At 71.6% G+C, this 18,405-nt stretch carries 15 protein-coding genes and 1 tRNA gene; 10 read left to right on the forward strand and 6 right to left on the reverse strand.

Features of this window, described 5'->3' with window-relative positions:
* The first annotated feature begins 45 nt into the window (after positions 1–45).
* The 4 genes from moaC to uvrA all read left to right on the forward strand — a co-directional run bounded on the left by moaC (position 46) and on the right by uvrA (position 6,272).
* Positions 46–588 carry a cyclic pyranopterin monophosphate synthase MoaC gene (moaC, locus tag ACFSOX_RS11865; RefSeq protein ID WP_378478023.1) on the forward strand — a complete coding sequence of 181 codons (543 nt, stop codon included), beginning with the start codon at positions 46–48 and terminating at the stop codon, positions 586–588.
* Complete coding sequence (locus tag ACFSOX_RS11870; protein ID WP_378478024.1) at positions 588–1,805, forward strand: molybdopterin molybdotransferase MoeA; 1,218 nt, start codon at positions 588–590, stop codon at positions 1,803–1,805. The genes moaC and ACFSOX_RS11870 overlap by 1 nt, the downstream gene beginning before the upstream one ends.
* 243 nt (positions 1,806–2,048) lie before the next feature.
* Complete coding sequence (lexA, locus tag ACFSOX_RS11875; protein ID WP_378478025.1) at positions 2,049–2,765, forward strand: transcriptional repressor LexA; 717 nt, start codon at positions 2,049–2,051, stop codon at positions 2,763–2,765.
* Positions 2,766–3,272: 507 nt separating this feature from the next.
* Positions 3,273–6,272: an excinuclease ABC subunit UvrA gene (uvrA, locus tag ACFSOX_RS11880; protein ID WP_378478026.1), complete on the forward strand. Its 3,000-nt coding sequence runs from the start codon at positions 3,273–3,275 to the stop codon at positions 6,270–6,272.
* Between the two features lie 177 nt (positions 6,273–6,449).
* Here the strand turns inward: uvrA and ACFSOX_RS11885 are convergent, their stop codons facing one another.
* Complete coding sequence (locus ACFSOX_RS11885; protein ID WP_378478027.1) at positions 6,450–6,995, reverse strand: REP-associated tyrosine transposase; 546 nt, start codon at positions 6,993–6,995, stop codon at positions 6,450–6,452.
* A 335-nt stretch (positions 6,996–7,330) separates the two neighbouring features.
* On the opposite strand from ACFSOX_RS11885, the gene gltA reads away from it, so the two are divergent.
* The 4 genes from gltA to ACFSOX_RS11905 all read left to right on the forward strand — a co-directional run bounded on the left by gltA (position 7,331) and on the right by ACFSOX_RS11905 (position 11,837).
* Entirely contained in the window at positions 7,331–8,635 is a 1,305-nt protein-coding gene (gene gltA, locus ACFSOX_RS11890) for a citrate synthase (protein WP_378478028.1), read from the forward strand.
* A 149-nt stretch (positions 8,636–8,784) separates the two neighbouring features.
* Positions 8,785–8,858 (forward strand) — tRNA-Thr (locus ACFSOX_RS11895).
* A 206-nt stretch (positions 8,859–9,064) separates the two neighbouring features.
* Positions 9,065–11,020, forward strand: a complete 1,956-nt coding sequence (treZ, locus tag ACFSOX_RS11900; protein WP_378478029.1) for a malto-oligosyltrehalose trehalohydrolase — start codon at positions 9,065–9,067, stop codon at positions 11,018–11,020.
* Between the two features lie 100 nt (positions 11,021–11,120).
* Positions 11,121–11,837, forward strand: coding sequence for an MgtC/SapB family protein (locus ACFSOX_RS11905; RefSeq protein WP_378478109.1), 717 nt, complete (start codon positions 11,121–11,123; stop codon positions 11,835–11,837).
* Between the two features lie 32 nt (positions 11,838–11,869).
* Here ACFSOX_RS11905 and ACFSOX_RS11910 read toward each other — a convergent pair whose 3' ends face one another.
* From ACFSOX_RS11910 to ACFSOX_RS11930, 5 genes are all read right to left on the reverse strand, one after another.
* The gene (locus ACFSOX_RS11910; protein ID WP_378478030.1) at positions 11,870–13,213 is read right to left on the reverse strand and encodes a sensor histidine kinase; all 1,344 of its coding nucleotides are present in this window, start codon (positions 13,211–13,213) and stop codon (positions 11,870–11,872) included.
* 341 nt (positions 13,214–13,554) lie between these two features.
* Positions 13,555–13,851 (reverse strand): hypothetical protein, encoded by a 297-nt coding sequence (locus ACFSOX_RS11915; RefSeq protein WP_378478031.1) that lies wholly within the window; start codon positions 13,849–13,851, stop codon positions 13,555–13,557.
* Positions 13,852–14,120: 269 nt separating this feature from the next.
* Entirely contained in the window at positions 14,121–14,918 is a 798-nt protein-coding gene (locus ACFSOX_RS11920) for an SDR family oxidoreductase (protein WP_378478032.1), read from the reverse strand.
* A 67-nt stretch (positions 14,919–14,985) separates the two neighbouring features.
* Entirely contained in the window at positions 14,986–15,570 is a 585-nt protein-coding gene (locus tag ACFSOX_RS11925; RefSeq protein WP_378478033.1) for a Tll0287-like domain-containing protein, read from the reverse strand.
* Positions 15,571–15,725: 155 nt separating this feature from the next.
* Positions 15,726–16,316: a hypothetical protein gene (locus tag ACFSOX_RS11930; protein ID WP_378478034.1), complete on the reverse strand. Its 591-nt coding sequence runs from the start codon at positions 16,314–16,316 to the stop codon at positions 15,726–15,728.
* A 289-nt stretch (positions 16,317–16,605) separates the two neighbouring features.
* Between ACFSOX_RS11930 and ACFSOX_RS11935 the strand changes: the two genes are divergently transcribed.
* Positions 16,606–17,133, forward strand: coding sequence for an EF-hand domain-containing protein (locus tag ACFSOX_RS11935; RefSeq protein WP_378478035.1), 528 nt, complete (start codon positions 16,606–16,608; stop codon positions 17,131–17,133).
* A gap of 160 nt (positions 17,134–17,293) precedes the next feature.
* Entirely contained in the window at positions 17,294–18,391 is a 1,098-nt protein-coding gene (locus ACFSOX_RS11940) for an NADH:flavin oxidoreductase/NADH oxidase (protein WP_378478036.1), read from the forward strand.
* Positions 18,392–18,405: the final 14 nt, after the last annotated feature.

The following is an 18,405-nucleotide window of genomic DNA, read 5'->3' on the forward strand; positions in this document are numbered from 1 at the left end:
GCGCCCGACGACCACACCGTTCCGCGAACCAACCCGGACCCCAGCATGACCGACGAGCCGCAGCTCACCCATATCGGCGCGCGCGGCGAGGCCCGCATGGTCGACGTCTCCGACAAGGCCTCGACGAAGCGCATCGCCGTCGCCGAAGGCCGCGTCGTGATGACGGCCGCGACGCTCGATCTCGTGCTGCGCGGCGACGCCAGGAAGGGCGACGTGCTCGGCGTCGCCCGCGTCGCCGGCATCATGGCGGCCAAGAAGACCCACGAGCTGATCCCGCTCTGCCATCCGCTGATGATCACCAAGGCCGAGGTGGAGATCACGCCCGAGCCCGCTCTGCCCGGCCTGCGCGTGACCGCGACCGTGCAGGTCGCCGGCCAGACCGGCGTCGAGATGGAGGCGCTCACCGCCGTCTCGGTCGCGTGCCTCACCATCTACGACATGGTCAAGGCGGTGGAGCGCGGCATGCGCATCGAGGGCGTGCGGCTCCTGGAGAAGCAGGGCGGCAAGTCCGGCCATTTTCGCGCCGACCAGCCCGGCACCGACCAGCCCGGCACCGACCAAGCCGTCGGCGACGGCGGAGACGCCTGATGGCGCCGCCCCTGTCGGTCGCCGACGCCCTCGCCCGGGTGCTGGAACGGGCCGTGCCGCTGCCGGCCGAGGACGTGCCGGTCGGCGACGCCCACGGCCGCGTGCTCGCCGCGGACTTGGCGGCGCTGCGCACCCAGCCGCCCGACGACGTCTCCGCCATGGACGGCTACGCGGTGCGGTTCACCGACGTGACGGCGCCCGGCGCCCGGCTGCGGGTGATCGGCGAGGTGCCGGCCGGGCGGCCGTTCGACGGCACGGTCGGCCAAGGCGAAGCGGCCCGCATCTTCACCGGGGGCGTGATGCCGGCCGGCGCCGACACCGTGGTCGTGCAGGAGAACGCCACCCGCGACGGCGACACCGTCACCTTCTCGGCCGCCGCGGGCATGCGCGGCCGCCACGTCCGCAGCCGTGGCCGCGACTTTTCGACCGGCACGGTTCTGCTCCGCGCGGGCCGCCGCCTGTCGATGCGCGACCTCGCACTCGCCGCCGCCATGAACCACCCGGCCGTGACGGTGCATCGGCGGCCCCGCGTCGGGCTGCTGGCGACCGGCGACGAGCTGGTGCCGCCCGGTACGCCTCCGGGGCCGGGACAAATCGTCTACTCGAACGGCTTCGCCATCGCGGCGCTGGCCCGCCACGAGGGCGCCGACACGCTCGATCTCGGCATCGTGCCGGACCGGCTGGACGACACCGTCGCGGCGATCCGCCGCGCCCGCGCCGAAAACGTCGACGTGCTGGTGACGACCGGCGGCGCCTCGGTCGGCGACTACGACCTCGTCCAGTCGGCGCTCGCGGCCGAGGGCATGCAGCTCGCCTTCTGGAAGATCGCCATGCGGCCCGGCCGGCCGCTGATGAGCGGACGGCTGGGCGACATCCACGTGCTCGGGCTGCCCGGCAATCCGGTGTCCGCCTTCGTCACCGCGGTCCTGTTTCTGGTGCCGCTGCTGCGCCGTCTGCAGGGCCGCGCCGACCTCGCGATCGCGGACGAGCCGGCGGTCGCCGGCGCCGACCTGAAGGCCAACGACGAGCGCGCCGATTTTCTGCGCGCGACGCTCTCGACCGACGCCGAGGGCCGCCTCGTCGCGACGCCGGTGACGGACCAGGACTCCTCGCTGCTCGCCCCGCTCGGCCTCGCCGACGGGCTGCTGATGCGGCCGCCGCACGCGCCCGCCGTCACGGCCGGCGGCCCCTGCCGCGTGATTCGTCTGCCGGCCTGACCGGCCGCGCCGCCGCGCCGATCGGACACGGTCGATCGGCCGGCGCAGCGCTCGCGTTCCCCCGGGTGCACGGTTTTGCTCGCCTGAACCAGGCCTTAGGGCTAACCAACATTCGCCGTGACCTGTCGATTCCCCCGGCCGGCATTAAAAGGTTGCGGAACACATGCCGAACAGATAGGGTATGTTCATGATTTGTTTAGGCGGCTGCGTTGCACTGCCTGAGCAAGCCCCGGGGGACGACGCATGTTGACGCGGAAGCAGTTCGAGCTGTTGCGGTTCATCCACGAACGCCTGAAGGAAAGCGGCGTGCCGCCGTCCTTCGACGAGATGAAGGACGCGCTCGACCTGCGCTCCAAGTCCGGCATCCACCGCCTGATCACGGCCCTGGAGGAGCGCGGCTTCATCCGCCGCCTGCCCAACCGGGCGCGCGCCATCGAGGTGATCAAGCTGCCCGAATCGGTCGGCCACGGCGTCATGGCGGGCGGCCGCGCCCGCGGCTTCACGCCGAGCGTCATCGAAGGCAATCTCGGCCGGGTTCGCCCGCCCGCCCCGCAGCCGCAGGACGAGGACACGGCCCGCCCGATCGCCGTGCCGGTGATGGGCCGGATCGCCGCCGGCACCCCCATCGAGGCGATCCAGACCAAGAGCTCGATCGTCAACGTGCCGCCCGAGCTGTTGAGCGCCGGCGACCATTTCGCCCTCGAGGTGCGTGGCGATTCGATGATCGACGCCGGCATCCTCGACGGCGACATCGCCCTGATCCGCCGCTCCGAGAACGCCGACACGGGCGACATCGTCGTCGCCCTGGTCGACGAGGAGGAGGCGACGCTCAAGCGCTTCCGCCGCCGCGGCGCCTCGATCGCGCTGGAGCCCGCCAACGCCTCCTACGAGGTGCGCATCCTTCCCCCCAACCGGGTGCGCATCCAGGGCAAGCTCGTCGGCCTGATGCGGCGGTACTGAGCCGCCCTGCGCCGGCCGCGCCGGCCGCGACGCGGAGGCCCGCATCGTCCGCCGGGGCGTCCCGTGCCGATCCGTGCCCATGCGGACGCTCGCGTCCGCATGTCGAGATGGGCCGTGGGCGGCCGCCTCGGGTGCGTCGCGGCGGTGGTGCGGCACGGGCGCGCCGAACGCCGGCGCGAGTTGGGGCACCGGGGGCACCGGCCCCGGCGGCCACCACCATGGATCCGCGCCGGCGCGGTGATCCGGCCCGCGTGCCATGATCGTACCGCAAAGCCGTCGGCAGGGTGCCGGGGACCGCCGGGAGCGCGCTTTTCGCTGGTGCTCGCCCGGCGTTCTTTCTACGTTCCGAGCCCGCCGCGGCCGCCCGCCGACCCGCGGCCGAGCCGTGACTCGGACCGTGACTCGGACCGTGACTTGGACCCTGACTCGGACCATGACCGCAAGGCCCGTGACCGCAAGGCCCGTGACCGCAAGATTCGTGACCGCACGCCGTTGTCTGGACTCCGTATGACCGATCGAAGCGAGACGTCGCGCTCCCGCCGCCCCGACGGGCGGTTGATCTCCATCCGGGGGGCGCGCGAGCACAATCTGAAGAACGTCGACGTCGACCTGCCGCGCGACAAGCTCGTCGTCTTCACCGGCCTGTCGGGCTCGGGCAAATCCTCGCTCGCCTTCGACACCATCTATGCCGAGGGCCAGCGCCGCTACGTCGAGTCGCTGTCGGCCTATGCGCGCCAGTTCCTCGAGATGATGCAGAAGCCGGACGTCGACCAGATCGACGGCCTCTCCCCCGCCATCTCGATCGAGCAGAAGACCACCTCCAAGAACCCGCGCTCGACGGTCGGCACCGTCACCGAGATCTACGACTACATGCGTCTCCTGTGGGCGCGCGTCGGCGTGCCCTACTCGCCGGCGACCGGTCTCCCGATCGAGAGCCAGACCGTGTCCCAGATGGTCGACCGGGTGATGGCGCTGCCGGAGGGGACGCGGCTCTATCTGCTGGCGCCGCTCGTGCGCGGCCGCAAGGGCGAGTACAAGAAGGAGCTGGCCGAGCTCCTCAAGAAGGGGTTCCAGCGGGTCAAGATCGACGGCGCCTTCCACGAGATCGCCTCGGCGCCGGCGCTCGACAAGAAGTTCAAGCACGACATCGACGTGGTGGTGGACCGCATCGTCGTACGTCCCGACATCGCGACGAGGCTCGCCGAATCCTTCGAGACCGCGCTGAAGCTCGCCGACGGCATCGCCGTGGTGGAGTTCGCGGACGACACCGCGGCCACCGCGGCGGCCAAGAGGACCGCCAAGATCCACGACCAGAGCGGGCCGGAGCGCCTGATCTTCTCCGAGAAATTCGCCTGCCCGGTGTCGGGCTTCACGATCTCCGAGATCGAGCCGCGGCTGTTCTCGTTCAACTCGCCGCACGGCGCCTGCCCGGCCTGTGGCGGCCTCGGCCTCGACCAGAAGATCGACCCGGATCTCGTGGTGCCGGACCGCGGCGTGTCGCTCAAGCGCGGGGCCGTCGCGCCGTGGGCGAAGTCGTCGTCGCCTTATTACGGGCAGACGCTGGAGGCGCTCGCCAAGCACTACCGCTTCACGCTCGACACGCCGTGGAAGGATCTGCCGAAACGCGCCCAGGACGCGATCCTGTTCGGCTCCGGCGAGGACGAGATCAAGTTCGTCTACGACGACGGCATGCGGGCCTACACGACCCACAAGCCGTTCGAGGGCGTGGTCAACAATCTGGAGCGGCGTTGGCGCGAGACCGACAGCGAGTGGGCGCGCGAGGAGATCTCGAAGTACTTCACGGCCATCCCGTGCGCATCGTGTGACGGCCACCGCCTCAAGCCCGAGGCCATGGCCGTGAAGGTCGACGGCCGGCATATCGGCGAGGTGTCGGCGATGTCGGTGCGAGGCGCCGGCGAATGGTTCTCCGCCCTGCCGAAGACCCTCGACGCCAAGCAGACCGAGATCGCGGCCCGCATCCTGAAGGAGATCCGCGAGCGCCTCGCCTTCCTCGACGATGTCGGCCTCGACTATCTGACGCTGGCGCGCGCCTCCGGCACGCTCTCGGGCGGCGAGAGCCAGCGCATCCGCCTCGCCTCGCAGATCGGCTCCGGCCTCACCGGCGTTCTGTACGTGCTGGACGAGCCGTCGATCGGCCTGCACCAGCGCGACAACGCGCGGCTGATCGAGACGCTGAAACGGCTGCGCGACCTCGGCAACACCGTGATCGTGGTCGAGCACGACGAGGACGCGATCCGCACCGCCGACTGGGTGCTCGACATCGGCCCCGGCGCCGGAATCCACGGCGGCGAGATCGTCTCGCAGGGCACGCCGGCCGAGCTGATGGCCGACCCGAAGTCGGTGACGGGCCAGTATCTCACCGGCGCGCGCTCGATCCCGATCCCGCCCCGCCGCCCGCCGGACCCCCGGCGGGTCGTGCGCGTCGTCGGGGCGCGCGGCAACAACTTGAAAAACGTCTCCGCCGACATCCCGCTCGGCCTGTTCACCTGCATCACCGGCGTCTCGGGCGGCGGCAAGTCGACGCTCTTGATCGACACCCTCTTCAAGGCGGTCGCCCGCAAGCTGCACGGCGCCGCCGAGGCCCCGGCCCCGCACGAGCGCATCGAGGGGCTGGAGCACATCGACAAGATCATCGACATCGACCAGTCGCCGATCGGCCGCACGCCGCGCTCGAACCCGGCGACCTACACGGGCGCGTTCACGCCGATCCGCGAGTGGTTCGCGGGGCTCCCCGAGGCGAAGGCGCGCGGCTACGAGCCCGGGCGCTTCTCGTTCAACGTCAAGGGCGGCCGCTGCGAGGCCTGCCAGGGCGACGGGGTGATCAAGATCGAGATGCACTTTTTGCCGGACGTCTACGTCACCTGCGACGTCTGCAAGGGCAAGCGCTACAATCGCGAGACGCTCGACGTCACCTTCAAGGGCAAGTCGATCGCCGACGTGCTCGACATGACGGTCGAGGAAGGCGCCGAGTTCTTCAAGGCCGTGCCGCGGGTGAGGGAAACCCTCAAGACGCTGCATCGCGTCGGGCTGGACTACATCAAGATCGGCCAGCAGGCGACGACGCTGTCGGGCGGCGAGGCGCAGCGCGTGAAGCTGGCGAAAGAGCTGTCGAAGCGCGCGACGGGCCGCACGCTCTACATCCTGGACGAGCCGACGACGGGCCTGCACTTCCAGGACGTCGAGAAGCTCTTGGAAGTGCTGCACGAGCTGGTCGCCCAGGGCAACACGGTCGCCGTGATCGAGCACAATCTCGAGGTGATCAAGACGGCCGACTGGATCATCGACCTCGGCCCCGAAGGCGGCGACGGCGGCGGCGAGATCGTCGCCATCGGCACGCCCGAGGACGTGATCAAGGAGAAGCGGAGCTACACGGGGCAGTTCTTGAAGCCGGTGCTGGAGCGGAAGCCGGTCTCGACCGGTGCGACAGCGGCCGGGCGCGGCGCGGGGAACGGGCGCCGAAGGAAGGGTGCGCAGGCGGCGGAGTGACCGACGCCCATTAAATAATCACCGATCCCCTTGCAGTATCTCCGATACCCTACCGGGATTCAGATTTAGGAAGCGTAGCCCGGGTCGTCGTAGGGCGGAATAGCGAAGCGTATTCCGCCGATCCGGCGCCTCGCTCGGCGCGAGGCCCTTCGGCGCAAAACGCTTCGCTATTGCGCCCTACGATCGCGGCTCGTCGCGTTCGCCGAACTTGCCCGTGGCATCCTCCTCGCCGGCCCAATCCTCCGGAAACACGCCGGCCCGGACGTCCCGGTGAAACGACGAAAACGGCCAGTCGACGACCCGCCGGACCAGGCCATGCTTCACCGGATTGATGTAGCAATACTCGACGTGGCGGGCGTAATCGCGCTCGTCGCGGATCAGGTGCTCCCAGAAGCGCCGCTGCCAGATGCCCCGCTCGCCGCGCGCGATGCCGACCGGGCTTCGACACTCGGTGGGCGCAAGCGCCTGGACGAAGCGGGTCTTGATCATCCGCCAGCGGATGGAGAAGTCGGCGTCGCCGGGCGGCAGGGTCCAGACCGCGTGCAGGTGGTCGGGCAAAACGACCGCGGCATCGATCTGGAAGGGATAGCGTCGGCGCGTCCATGCCGTCGCGCGGCGCAGCGGGTCGATATGGTCGACCAGCGCCGTGCTGCCGCGATCGAGCAGCGTCACGGTGAAAAACCAGCAGCCGCCCGGAACGAACGCGCGACGATAGTTCGGCATGAGGGGGACGGTACAGCCGCACGGAACCGTCCATCAAGGCTGCCGGCGCAATACGCTGCGCTATTGCGCCCTACGATTTCGCACCGCAGCATCGCCTGCGACACTCCGGCCTCCCACCTTGGCAGCGGCCCGCGGGCGGGTAAGATGCCGGCGTGCTTCGACCGGCGGACCGCGGGTGCCGTGCCGGCTTCGCCCGACTGGCGTCCGGCCCGGGCGGCCGGCTCTGCCGTTCGGGCCCGACCGTGATCGTCCGGACCGAACTCGTCCGGACCGCGTTTCGTCCCTACGTCCTTTCTTCCGTATCGCCGTCAACCGCGCAGGATGGACTTCCGAACATGGCCGCTGACCAGGGTGCGCACGCGCCGACCGGGACTCTCGAGATCGACGGCAAGACCTACAAGCTCCCGCTGCGGCACGGCACCGCCGGGCCCGACGTGGTCGACATCGGCAAGCTCTACGGCCAGGCCGGCCTGTTCACCTACGACCCCGGTTTCACCTCGACGGCGGCGTGCGAGTCGAAGATCACCTATGTGGACGGCGAGGCCGGCCACCTGCTCTATCGCGGCTACCCGGTCGAGGATCTGGTCGCCCGCGGCGATTTTCTGGAGACCTGCTATCTGCTGCTCTACGGCGAGCTGCCGACCGTCAAGCAGAAGCACGACTTCGACGACAAGGTCACGCGCCACACCATGGTGCACGAGCAGATGGTGCGCTTCTATCAGGGCTTTCGGCGCGACTCGCACCCGATGGCCGTGATGGTCGGCAGCGTCGGCGCGATGTCGGCGTTCTATCACGACTCCACCGACATCGCCGATCCGCACCAGCGCATGCTCGCCTGCATCCGCATGATCGCCAAGATGCCGACCATCGCGGCGATGGCGCACAAGTACACGACCGGCCAGCCCTTCGTGTACCCGAAGAACGACCTCTCCTATGCCGGCAACTTTTTGCGCATGTGCTTCTCGGTGCCGTTCGAGGAGTACAAGGTCAACGAGGTGCTGGCCCGCGCCATGGACAGGATCTTCATCCTGCACGCCGACAACGAGCAGGGTGCGTCGACCTCGACGGTGCGGCTCGCCGGCTCCTCGGGGGCGAACCCGTTCGCCTGCATCGCGGCCGGCGTCGCCTGCCTGTGGGGGCCGGCACACGGCGGCGCCAACGAGGCGGCGCTGAAGATGCTCACGGCGATCGGCACGCCCGAGCGCATCCCGGAGTTCATCGCTCGGGCGAAGAACCCCGACGATCCGTTCCGCCTGCTCGGCTTCGGCCACCGCGTCTACAAGAGCTACGATCCGCGCGCCGCATTGATGCGCGACATCTGCCGCGAGGTTCTGGCCGAGACCGGCGGCGACCCGCTGTTCGACGTGGCGCTCGAGCTCGAGCGCGCCGCCATGACGGACCAATATTTCGTCGAAAAGAAGCTGTTCCCCAATCTCGACTTCTATTCGGGCCTGACGCTGCGCGCCATGGGCTTCCCGCCGGCCATGTTCACGGCCGTGTTCTCGCTCGCCCGCACGGCCGGCTGGATCGCCCAGTGGATGGAGATGATCGCCGACCCGAGCCAGAAGATCGGCCGGCCCCGCCAGCTCTACACGGGCGCGACACGGCGCGAATACGTGCCGGTGGGCAGGCGCGGCTGAGGCGGCCGGAACCGGCCGGCTCCGGAGCGGCGTCCCGGTCGGCGGGCGACCGCGCCGGCCGCACCGCCCTCGACAAGACCGGCCGCGCCGCGCTATTGCGGACGCCGTGCCGGTCGCGACGATCTCCCGCAGGAGTGCTCGCTCGGGCCGCCCCCAAAGCATTGTGGTGATGCAGCGGTTTTGTAAACCGCAGAGCCTGGTTCGATTCCGGGTGGGGGCACCACGCCGGCGCGGCCACCGACACCGGACCGCGACCGCACCCGGCGTTCGCCACCGCGGATGGCCGGGAGCGAAACCCCGGGCGTGCCCGCGCCCCGCCGGCGGTCGGCCGGCCGCTGCCCGCCCGACCCGGCTCGTCCGCCACCCGTGGCGGAACGATGACACGGTGGGGCGTGTTGCAGATGCGCAACCACTGACGAAGCCGGGGTCATGTCCAGAACGTCCGTCCGCGACACCACCATCCGAGACGCCAGCCGCCGTGCCACCGCCACCCGCCCGGGGTCGGGGGGCAGCGCCGCGCCGACGAGCGCTCCGCCCACCGGGCGTTCCGCACCGTCGCCCGCCCGCCGGGCGACCCGGTTCGGGCCGGTCGTGGGGCCGGACGGCACCCGCTTCCGCCTGTGGGCACCGAAGCACGCGCAGATCACGCTCGACGTCGTCGACACCGACCGGCAAATCTCCATGACCCCGGTCGGCGACGGCTGGCACGAGACCGTCGTCGCCGACGCCGGGCCGGGCACGCGCTATCGCTTCGTGCTGCCGGACGGCCTCGCCGTGCCGGACCCGGGCTCGCGCTTCCAGCCGGACGACGTGCATGGGCCGAGCGAGGTGATCGATCCCGACGCTTACGCATGGACGACGCCGGGCTGGCGCGGCCGCCCGTGGGAGGAGGCCGTCGTCTACGAGCTGCATGTCGGCACCTTCACGCCCGAGGGCACGTTCCGGGCCGCGATCGAGAAGCTCGATCACCTCGTCGATCTCGGCGTCACGGCGATCGAGCTGATGCCGATCGCCGACTTCCCGGGCCGACGGAACTGGGGCTACGACGGCGTGCTGCCGTTCGCCCCGGATGCGAGCTACGGGCGCCCCGACGACCTGAAATCGCTGGTCGACGCCGCCCATGCGCGCGGCCTGATGGTGCTGCTCGACGTCGTCTACAATCACTTCGGGCCGGACGGGAACTACCTCGCCGCCTATGCGCCGATCTTCACCGAGCGGCACCACACGCCGTGGGGCGCCGCCGTGAACTTCGACGCCGAGGGCGCCGAGATGGTGCGCGCCCTGGTGATCGAGAACGTCCTCCACTGGATCGACGAGATGCGGCTCGACGGGCTGCGGCTCGACGCCGTCCACGCGATCCTCGACGACAGCGCCGAACATGTCCTGCACGAGATCGCGGCTGCCGTTCATGCGGCGACACCGGGCCGGCACGTCCACCTGATCCTCGAGAACGAGGAGAACGAGGCGCATCTGCTGGTCCGCGACACCGACGGCGCGCCCCGCCTCTACACGGCGCAATGGAACGACGACGTCCATCACGTGCTCCATTGCGCGGCGAGCGGCGAGACCACCGGCTACTATGCCGACTATCATGGCGACACCGACAAGCTCGGCCGCGCGCTGGCCGAAGGCTTCGCGTTCCAGGGCGAGGAGATGCCCTATCGCGGCTCGCCCCGGGGCGAGCCGTCGCGCGACCTGCCCGCCACGGCGTTCGTGTCGTTCATCCAGAATCACGACCAGGTCGGCAATCGCGCCTTCGGCGATCGCATCACCGCCTTCGCGCCCGCCGCGGCGGTGCGGGCGATCGCCACCGTCTATCTTCTGCTGCCGCAGGTGCCGATGCTGTTCATGGGCGAGGAATGGGGCGCCGCCGAGCCGTTCCCGTTCTTCTGCGATTTCGAGGAGCCGCTGGCGAGCGCGGTGCGCGAGGGGCGCCGCGCCGAATTCGCCCGCTTTCCCGAATTCCACGACCCGGCGCAGCGCGATCGCATCCCCGACCCGACCCTGCCGGCGACGTTCGAGGCCGCGAAGCTCGACTGGAGCGTCCTCCGTCGCGACGCGCACGTGCGCCGGCTCGCGCTCTATCGCGGTCTGCTGAACGTCCGCCGTCGCGAGATCGTGCCGCGGCTCGCCGGCACCGGCGCCGGTCGATACGCGGTGCGAGGCCCCGGCGCCGTGACGGTCGAATGGGATATGGGCGATGCCAAGCTGCGGCTGCTCGCCAACCTGTCGGCCGAGCCGCTCGGCCGGCTCGACCCGATCCCGGGCCGGACGCTGTGGTGCGAGGGCGAGAGCCGCTTGACCGAAGCCGACGGGGCGGCCCTGGCATTGGGCGCCTGGACAGTCGTCTGGATGCTCGACGAGACGCCGGAGGCCACGCCTTAGCCGATCGCTCGTCGGTGGTGCGTTTTGCGAATCTCGGCGTCGCGATAGAACGGCCGGAGCTTCAACGCGCGCCCCGAGCGGGCCGGAGGCCCGGATGAGCATCGCCGCGCTGTCGAACTTCGACCTGCCCCAGTTCGTCAACACGCTGGTCAGCCTGGGCACGGCCTTCGTGCTCGGCACGCTGATCGGTGCCGAGCGCCAGTGGCGGCAACGCAACGCCGGGCTGCGCACCGCCGTCCTGGTGGCGGTCGGCGCCGCCGCCTTCGTCGACATCGGGATGCGGCTCAACGGCAACGCCTCGGCCGTCCACGTGCTAGCCTATGTGGTGTCGGGCGTCGGCTTCCTCGGCGCCGGCGTGATCATGAAGGAAGGCCTCAACATCCGCGGCCTCAACACGGCGGCGACCCTGTGGGGCTCCGCCGCGACGGGCGGCGCGGCCGGCGCCGACCTGATCGGCGAGGCCGTCACCATCGCGGTGTTCGTGCTGATGGCCAACACGGCACTGCGACCGCTGGTCGATCTGATCAACCGCCAGCCGCTCGACGAGGCGACCACCGAGGCGACCTACGAGGTGCGCGTCACCGTCACGCCGGACGAGATGCCGGTGGTGCGGGCCGCCGTTCTCGACCAGCTCGACGCCAAGCGTTATGCGGTGCGCGGCTCCACGGTCGAGGAGCAGGCGGAGGAGACGCTCGAGCTCGCCGTGACGCTGGCCGGCTCGTCGGCCCGCCCGGCCGAGCTCGACGAGATCGTCGCCCGGGTCGAGCAGCTGCCCGGCGTCGAGCACGCCGGCTGGACGATGCGCACCGCCGACTGAGCGTGGCGACCGAGCGTGGCGGCCCGCCGACGCTACTCGCCGATCGGCACCCGGACCTCGAAGGCCGCGCCGACGTCCTGCGGCAGTTGCCGCAGCGTCCCGCCGAGGCGCTCGACGGCGCTCTCCGCCATCCGCAGCCCGAGGCCGCGCGCCCGGCTCGTCTCGAACCCGGCCGGCAGGCCCGGGCCGTCGTCGGTGACCACGACGACGAGTGCGCCGGCCTCACGGCTGCACCGGACCCGCACGCCGGGCCGCACGCTGCCGGCATGGGTCAGCGCATTGGCGACGAGCTCGGTCGCGGCGAAGGTCACGGCGAGCGCGACGTCGCTCGCGAGCCGCACCTCGGATGTGCCGACGATCTCCATGTCGGCCGGTCGACCGGCCAGCCCGATCATGTCGCCGATCAGCCGCCGCAGGGCGGCGCCGACCTCGACGCTGCCGTGCTCTTCGATACGGTGGAGCTGGTCGTGGATGCGCGTCACCGTTTCGATGCGTCGCTCGAGCGCGACGATCGCCACACGCGCCGCCTCGGGCTCCGCTGCGCGGCTGCAGACATGGGCCAGGCCGCCGACCATCTGCAGCACGCCCCGCATGCGCTGGTGGCCCTCGGACAGCAGCGCGACATTGCGTCGGTTGGCCTCGCGCAGCGCCCGCTCCGCAGCGGCCTCGGGACCGATGTCGCGGGCGATCGCGGCGACGCCGATCCAGGTTCCGTCGGCGAGATGCACGGGGCCGGTCGTCACGGCGATCTCGACACGACGGCCGTCCTTGGCGATGCCGCGCGTCGTGAACCGCGCCTGTTCCCGCGCGAGCAGCTTGCCGGCTCCGTCCCGCCCCGCGTCGTCCTCGAACAGAGTCGTCGCCGGCCGCCCGACGATCTCGTCGGCCGCGTAGCCGAACAGCCGCTCGGCGCCGGCGTTCCAATCCTCGACCATGCCGTCGCGGTCGAATCCGACGATCGCGTCGACGCTGTTGGTCACCACGGAGGCGAGGCGCGCGGCAGCCGCGGCATTGGCCTCGGCGCGGCGCCGGGCGCGGTCGTAGACACCCGTCGCCCACAGCACGAGGGCGCACAAGATCGCATAGGCGATCAGATTGCCGACCTCCCTGAAGGTCGGCGCCACGAACTGGAAATACGGCTCGACGAACGCCCATTGGGCGACGATCCCGCCGAGAACGCCCGCCACCAGGCCGGCGCCGAGACCGCCGGCGAGCGCGGCGACGACGACGGCCGGCAGGATCGCCGTGAAGGAGAGATCCGTCGAGAGCACCAGGCCGAGAAGTACCCGCAGGCCGGCCGCCATGGCGACCGCCGCCGCGCCGACGAACACGGCCCAGGCCACGGCGACGAAAGCCCTTCCGAGATCCCGGTGCATTCCGCAATCCCCGCGCCGAAAGAGCAGGCTGGGGAAATTCCTACCACAAGGACGCGAGTCGCCGCGACGACGGCGATCGAAGATCGTGACTTTTGTCCGAAAGCGAGCATGCGACGCCGATCGACGGCGCCGACCTGAACCCAGCCGGAACGTTCGGCCGAAGGACTGGCGCGGGGAACGTCGATCAGCCTGCGTCGGTGCGTCGGCCCTGAGCCCGTCGGCCGTCGGCCGTCCGCCGACCAGTAGACAGCGAGACGGCGCTCCGGAGCCGTCCGGCTCCGTGCGCCGTCTCGTGCTTCGGCCGCTCTGCTCCGGCCTGCGGGGACCGGAGGGCGGTCGGGTCACTGCCCGTAGGCGACGACCGGGATGTCGGAGGCCATCGGGCCGCGAAGGCTGTCGGGCCGCGGATCGTCGTTGAGGGCGACGGTCAGGTCCGGCGCGGCCTGCTGCTCGAAGGCGGCCTGGATGGTCGCCGCGTCGGCGGTCGGGCAGATCCAGGTCTCGCCGGTCGGCGCAGCCGCCATCCAGCGCTGCTCGATGAGCTGGCGAATGTCGAGGCTCTCGGCGGTCGCGACGCCCGCGACGGCGATGCCGGCGAGCCCGAGCAGAGCGGTGAGAATCGTGCGTTGAATCGTCATGTCCACCTCCCGTTGGAGCCGTCGCCGTCGATGCGGCGCGATGGCCGGACGACGTCGGCTTGGGTCCGTACAACACCCGGCCGGTCACGGACGTGGTGGACGACGGCGTGCCCCCCTCACCACCGAACCGGCTCCCGATACAACGGAAAAGACCGTCGTCGGTTCCCTGCGCGGCAACGGCATTCGTGGAGAAATGCTTAAATGCGCGGCCGATTCACACGCTCGTGATCGGAACGCACCGGGCCGGGGGTGGCGCGGCGCGCGCCGCCTCAGTAGCTCGCTTGGCCGCCGGAGAGGTCGAACACGGCGCCGCTGTTGTAGCTGCAGGCGTCGGAGCACAGCCACGCCACCAGCGCGGCGAACTCGGCGACCGTGCCGAGACGCTTCATCGGGCTGCGCTGAACCACGGCCTCGACGGCCGACGGCGGCATGGCGCGGAGGAACTCGGTGTCGACGGCGGCCCAGACGATGCAGTTCGCCCGCAGCGGCGTGTCGCCGAGCTCCTTGCCCAGCGCCTTGGTGAAGGCGACGATGCCGGCGCTGGCCGCCGAGAAGGCGGCGAGGCCGGCCCGGCCCTCCTTGGCGGCGAGCGAGGCGACCGTGACGATGCGGCCGCGCCCGACCCGGCGCATGTGCGGCACGACGGCGCGACAGACCTGGAACGCGCCGGTCAGCGTCACGTCGATCACTTGCCGCCACTCCGACTCGCTCACCGCGTCGACGGATTTCCGGGTGCCGCCGTAGCCGGCGGCGAGCACCAGGATGTCGATGCCGCCGGCCGCGACCGCCCGCGCCACCGCGGCGGCGATTTGGTGCGACGAGGTGACGTCGACCGCGATCGGCACGATGCCGTCGACCGCCACCGGGTCGACGTCCCAGGCCTCGACCACGGCGCCGGCATCGCGCAACCGCTCGGCGGCGCCGCGACCGAGCCCGCGCGCCCCACCCGTCACCACGGCCCGACGGCCGGAGAAGTCGTAAGACACCGAACCGGTCGCCGCGTCGGTCGCCGCACCCGTCGTCGCGCCGGTGACCGCCTTGCCGGCCGTGCTGGCTGCGTCCGTCATGGCATCCTCCGCCCGACCGGCGCCGCCACGACCGGCGGCCCGGCACGCGGTGCCATCATACGGCGGCTCAGGGCCGGCGCGCGAGCGTGAAGGCGCCCCGCATGTCGCCGGCCTTGAAGCCGGTGGCGGTGTCGTCGGGATAGAGGCGCTTCAGGGCGGCGACGACGTCCGGCTTCAGCGCGGATCCGTGGCAGCCGAGGCAGGGCTCGCCGGTCGGGATCGCCTTCATGAAGCGGAACACCGGCCCGTCGGCCGTGTCGACCGTCGCGCTGCGCGTCTGTGCGGCGACCGGCGCGCCGGCGGCGATGCGGTCCGCGAACATCTCCAGCGTCGCCCGCTCGAAATCGTCCGGCGCGGCGGCCGGGTTGCGCGGCTTCAGGCTGGTGCGGGCGATCCGCCAGCCGGTGCGCTGGCTGTGCTCGGCGGCGATCGCCGGCGCCTGCTCCTTGCAGAAGCCGATCGCGCCGACGAGGCCCGAGGTCTCGATGGCGCTCTTCACGGCGCCGAGCAGGGTCGCGCCGTAGTCGGCCGCGACCGTCGCGGCCTGCGCGGCGAGACGCGCCTCGCGCGCGGTGCGATCGCGCTCGGCGCCGACATAGAGCGCCGCGGCGCCGACGACGACGGCCCCGACGACGATGATCCTGAGCGACATGATCCGACCCTCCGTGCGACCGGACGGCAGGCGTCCGCGACCGAGGCCACGATGGCGGGCCACGCCGGCCCGGTCTGTGACGGAGTCACCGGCGGCCCCATGCGGGCGCCAACGGCGCCGCCGCGCAGCCGGCGACGTCCGGTCGGCTGCCGCGGTCAGGCGGCGCCGGCGTCGCGGGCCGGCGGATCGGCGTAGCGGGCCGCCGCCTCGCGCAGGATACGGGCGACCTGGCGGGCCCCCAGCGTGCGGGCGAGGTTCTGCGCGGCGACGTCGAGCAGCACCACGGCGCCGTCGCCGATGCCGTGTGCCTCGGCCTCCGCCTCCAGCCGCGCCACGCCGTCGCGCCAGAAGGCGTCGGTGCGCGCCCGCTCGGCGGCGACGACGTCGGCGATCGGCGCGCCCGTGTCGATCACCGCGGCCGGGGCGATCGGCGCCGGGTCGACATCGCTCCGCTGGGCCGACCGCGCGACGACGGCCTGCTTCGGCGTGTCGCGTTTCGGGGTGCCACGCGGCGGCGCCCACTGGTCCGGCAGCCGTCCCTCGCGCATCTCCGCGGCGGCGGCCTTGCTACGACGGATATCGGCCCGCAGCCCCCACAGGCCGACCATCATGGCGAAGGTCGCGGCGCCGAGCACGAGATAATTCCCGCCGTCGCCGCGCAGCAGCATGACGCCCTGAATGCCGACGAGCGCCGCCCCGAACGCGGACGCCCCCACCGTGAAGAAGAATGAAATCAAGCGGATCATCTGGTCGTCCCATCGTGCCGCCGCATCCGAGATCGCCGGCGGGCGCGCCGATCCTCGCGCGCCGAGCCGCCCGGTTGTCAAGCTGGGAGAGTTCCGGGATGTCGTGCCGGATTGACACCGCCGGACAGGTTTCTCCATCGGCCTCGCCGGCGACGAGCGCGCAAGGGCCGACCACGGATCGCTCGGCCGGCCGGCGCGGCGGCGGGAGCCGGAGCCCGGAGACCGGGCGTGCCCAAAAGCTGCCGCCTTGCCGGCGTCACTCGGCCGCGACGGGCGGGAGAGGATCTTCATGCGATACGTGCTTGTGATGGTGACGTGCCTGGCCACGGCCGGCGGCGCCGCGGCGCAGTCCGGCGGCGCGCCGGGCCTACCCGGCGTCTACGACCGCCAGCCCGACCTGCGGGCCGCCAACCGCCCGGGCGAGGATCCGGTCCGCCAGTCGGCCCCGGCCTGGGACGCCAACCGCGACGGTGTCTTCACCTGCGACGAGTGGAAACAGTTCGTCGCCCGCATTTTCGTCAATGCCGACGCCAACCGCGACGGCTTCGTCGACGCCAAGGAGTTCGACGGGCTGCGCCGCGCCGATCCGACGTTCAAGAACGCCGAGTTCGGCTATTTCGACGACAACCGCGACGGCCGCATCGCCCGGGCCGAGTTCGTCGACCGCCCGAGCCCGTTCTTCGCCCGCTTCGACCGCAACGGCGACTGCAAGGTGACGGCCGAGGAGATGCGCGGCGGCGGTGGTGGCGGCGGGCCGAGCCTGCGGCCCAATCTCGGCGGCGGCAGCATGGGCGGCCGAGTCGGCGTTCCGTTCTGAGGCCGCGCCGGCCGACGGCCGGCCCACGGCGTCGGTTGCCCGGTCGAACACGTCCGCGATACGACTGGGTCGTGCTTCGCACGGCCCCTTCCCTGTCTCTGTGCTGTGCTGTGCTGTGCTGTGCCGTGCCGCCCCCTCCCCACCCCGATCGAGTGCCCGCATGACCAGCGCCCTGTTCACGCCCATCGAGATCGCCGGCCGGACCTTCGAGAATCGCATCGCGGTCGCGCCGATGTGCCAGTACAGCGGCGACGACGGCTGCGCCTCCGACTGGCACATGACGCATCTCGGCATGCTTGCGAACTCGGGCGCCGGCCTGGTCGTCGTCGAGGCGACCCATGTCGAACGCCGCGGCCGCATCACCCATGGCTGCCTCGGCCTCTACTCGGACGCCTGCGAGGCGGCGCTCGCCCGCATCGTCGCCCATTGCCGGCGCATCGGAACGGCCAAGCTTGGCGTCCAGCTCGCCCATGCGGGCCGCAAGGCCTCGTCGCAACGCCCCTGGGAGGGCGGCAAGGCGCTGGCCGTCGACCAGGATCCGTGGCCGACCGAGGCGCCCTCCGCACTGCCCTTCGGGCCGGGCTGGCACGTGCCGCAGGCGATGACCGAGGACGACATGGATCGCGTCGTCGCCGCCTTCGCCCAGGCCGCGACCCGGGCGGTGCGGATCGGCTTCGACGCGGTCGAGCTGCACGCCGCGCACGGCTATCTGATCCACGAATTCCTCTCCGCGGTATCGAACCAGCGCAGCGACGCGTATGGCGGCTCGCGCGAAAACCGCATGCGGTTTCCGCTCGCCGTCGCCCAGGCGGTGCGCAGCGGCGTGCCGCGCGACGTGGCGCTCGGCGCCCGCGTCACCGGCCGCGACTGGCTCGACGGCGGCATCGCGATCGAGGAGGCGATCGTCTTCGCCCGTGCCCTGAAGGACATCGGCTACGATTATGTCGACGTCTCCTCGGGCGGCCTCACGGCCGAGGCCCGCAACCCGACCGCGCCCGGCTACAACGTGCCGCTCGCCGCGGCGGTGCGCCACGCGACCGGCCTCGTGACCCGGGCGGTCGGCCTGATCGTCGATCCGAAGCAGGCCGAGGCGATCGTCGCCGAGGGCAAGGCCGACATCGTGGCGCTCGCCCGCGCCATGCTGGACGATCCGCATTGGGGCTGGCACGCCGCCGGCGCGCTCGGCGCCGAGACGCGCCGCCCGCCGCAGTATCTGCGCGCCGGCCCGAGCCTGTGGGCGCCGGCGGCGCACCGCTGAGCGAGATCCGCCGG

The organism is Rhodoplanes azumiensis (genome assembly GCF_042682915.1).
Classification (GTDB): domain Bacteria; phylum Pseudomonadota; class Alphaproteobacteria; order Rhizobiales; family Xanthobacteraceae; genus Rhodoplanes; species Rhodoplanes azumiensis.

Excerpts from the sequence above, each read along its gene's own strand:
- moaC (WP_378478023.1), top strand. The coding sequence starts at position 46 with ATGACCGACGAGCCGCAGCTCACCCATATCGGCGCGCGCGGCGAGGCC.
- ACFSOX_RS11870 (WP_378478024.1), top strand. The coding sequence starts at position 588 with ATGGCGCCGCCCCTGTCGGTCGCCGACGCCCTCGCCCGGGTGCTGGAA.
- lexA (WP_378478025.1), top strand. The coding sequence starts at position 2,049 with ATGTTGACGCGGAAGCAGTTCGAGCTGTTGCGGTTCATCCACGAACGC.
- uvrA (WP_378478026.1), top strand. The coding sequence starts at position 3,273 with ATGACCGATCGAAGCGAGACGTCGCGCTCCCGCCGCCCCGACGGGCGG.
- ACFSOX_RS11885 (WP_378478027.1), bottom strand. The coding sequence starts at position 6,995 with ATGCCGAACTATCGTCGCGCGTTCGTTCCGGGCGGCTGCTGGTTTTTC.
- gltA (WP_378478028.1), top strand. The coding sequence starts at position 7,331 with ATGGCCGCTGACCAGGGTGCGCACGCGCCGACCGGGACTCTCGAGATC.
- treZ (WP_378478029.1), top strand. The coding sequence starts at position 9,065 with ATGTCCAGAACGTCCGTCCGCGACACCACCATCCGAGACGCCAGCCGC.
- ACFSOX_RS11910 (WP_378478030.1), bottom strand. The coding sequence starts at position 13,213 with ATGCACCGGGATCTCGGAAGGGCTTTCGTCGCCGTGGCCTGGGCCGTG.
- ACFSOX_RS11915 (WP_378478031.1), bottom strand. The coding sequence starts at position 13,851 with ATGACGATTCAACGCACGATTCTCACCGCTCTGCTCGGGCTCGCCGGC.
- ACFSOX_RS11920 (WP_378478032.1), bottom strand. The coding sequence starts at position 14,918 with ATGACGGACGCAGCCAGCACGGCCGGCAAGGCGGTCACCGGCGCGACG.
- ACFSOX_RS11925 (WP_378478033.1), bottom strand. The coding sequence starts at position 15,570 with ATGTCGCTCAGGATCATCGTCGTCGGGGCCGTCGTCGTCGGCGCCGCG.
- ACFSOX_RS11930 (WP_378478034.1), bottom strand. The coding sequence starts at position 16,316 with ATGATCCGCTTGATTTCATTCTTCTTCACGGTGGGGGCGTCCGCGTTC.
- ACFSOX_RS11935 (WP_378478035.1), top strand. The coding sequence starts at position 16,606 with ATGCGATACGTGCTTGTGATGGTGACGTGCCTGGCCACGGCCGGCGGC.
- ACFSOX_RS11940 (WP_378478036.1), top strand. The coding sequence starts at position 17,294 with ATGACCAGCGCCCTGTTCACGCCCATCGAGATCGCCGGCCGGACCTTC.